The organism is Lottiidibacillus patelloidae (genome assembly GCF_002262935.1).
In the GTDB taxonomy this organism is placed as follows: domain Bacteria; phylum Bacillota; class Bacilli; order Bacillales; family SA5d-4; genus Lottiidibacillus; species Lottiidibacillus patelloidae.
Genome location: NZ_NPIA01000018.1, coordinates 1 through 1,639, shown reverse-complemented (window position 1 = coordinate 1,639; position 1,639 = coordinate 1). Strand labels below are relative to the sequence as shown.

The 1,639-nt window shown below is 33.6% G+C and carries 2 protein-coding genes; both read left to right on the top strand.

Translation table 11 applies throughout. From position 1 onward, the window contains the following. On the top strand, positions 1–1,042 hold a 1,042-nt coding region (locus tag CIB95_RS15910; RefSeq protein ID WP_142296529.1), incomplete at its 5' end, for an LPXTG cell wall anchor domain-containing protein. 188 nt (positions 1,043–1,230) lie between these two features. Then, positions 1,231–1,518 (top strand): hypothetical protein, encoded by a 288-nt coding sequence (locus CIB95_RS15905; RefSeq protein WP_142296528.1) that lies wholly within the window; start codon positions 1,231–1,233, stop codon positions 1,516–1,518. Positions 1,519–1,639: the final 121 nt, after the last annotated feature.

Genomic DNA, 1,639 nt, shown 5'->3' with positions numbered 1-1,639 from the left:
ATGGGCGAAAGGTGAGTTGTCACTTTCTGATTTCGCATCCCAAGGAACAGAGCTACAAGGGACAACATTTACTGCGGACGAAAATGAAACGTACTCTGTTTACGTAAAAGATGAAGCAGGAAACGAAACAATACAAACAATCACAATCGATAATATTGATCAAAAAGCACCGATTATTACACTCACACCATCGATAACAGATCTTACGAACAAAGATATTATTGTTTCAGTGGATGTAGATGGTACAGTGAGCGAAGTTAAAACAATTAAACTTCTAAAAGGTAAGAAAAATATCTTAGATTTTGAAAATGCTGGAGAAGTAATTACAGATTCATTTACGGTAAGTAACAATGGTAATTACACAGTTTACGCAGTGGATGAAGTAGGAAATGAAACAGTTACAACAATAAGTATTAAAAACATTATTACTATTAAAGAAAAAGAAAGTGATGAACAGGACGCAGAAGCTGATATCTTAACAGACAAAGCAGGCAACGTTACTGTGAAGATTAACTCACAAACGTTCCATGTAATAATGGAAGAAATTATGCAAGAAATGATTACTGGTAGTGCTTCTATACAAATAGAAGGGACAACAATTAGTTTACTAGTTTCTGCAGAGAACTTTAAGAATGAATCGCTAGAAATTATAGCTGAAAAAATTGAAGGTATTAAAAATGCGCTAAGTGCTTATTCGTTTACAATTCTTCAAGAAAGTGGAGAAGTATCACAGTTTTCAAGTCCAGTAACATTAACGTTTACAATTGATGAGGCGGACATGGAAGGGTTAGATACGGATAAACTAAAAGTATACTACTTAAACGAAGAGACGAATGTTTGGGAACTTATCGGAGGCAGTTTTGAAGGTGACAAAGTGACTGTAGAAGTAGATCACTTTAGTACGTACGCTGTCTTTAGTAAAGACCCGAATAAGACAGAATTACCAAACACAGCAACATCAAACTACAATTACATCATAGCTGGAGTGCTTATCTTACTAGCTGGATTTATAGTAGTAATTGCAAGACGTCGCAGAGCTTAACAACAGCAAATATATTATGAAGAAGGATGGCCATTTGGCCATCCTTTTTTGTTCTTTTCTTAAACTGAGAGTTGTTTAAATTATTTTTAATTAATTCTAAAAAAAGGAATCATACGCCTTTTGTAGTATTATATATATAATAAGTACTATTCGAGAAGAAAAATTGTGAAGAAATAGATTGGGGATCATTGCCTATGCAAAAGAAGTTTTTCAATAAAAAGAATATTAGTCTATTTTTAGTAGCTGTATTTGCGATTGTTCTAATCTTCTCTGCTATCTCTCCTATCTCTATCAGAGCCATCACAGACGAAACAACAATTATAACAGACTTCGATTATAGTCAGTCTTCTTTTAGCACCGATACTACAAGTAAAGAAATACCAACCGCAGCAACACCAAATTATAATTACTTAGTAACAGGAATAATCATTATTATTTTAGGAGTTGCCTTTTTTATGGCATCAAGAAAAAGATAAAGGTAAAAATGGACCCATGAAATGGTGGTGACCCCTAAAAGTTAGAGTTTATATTATGCAGCTGATTGGCTGGTTAAAGTGCGGTATTGTATTGGACTTAAACCAGCCAATTTTACTTTTA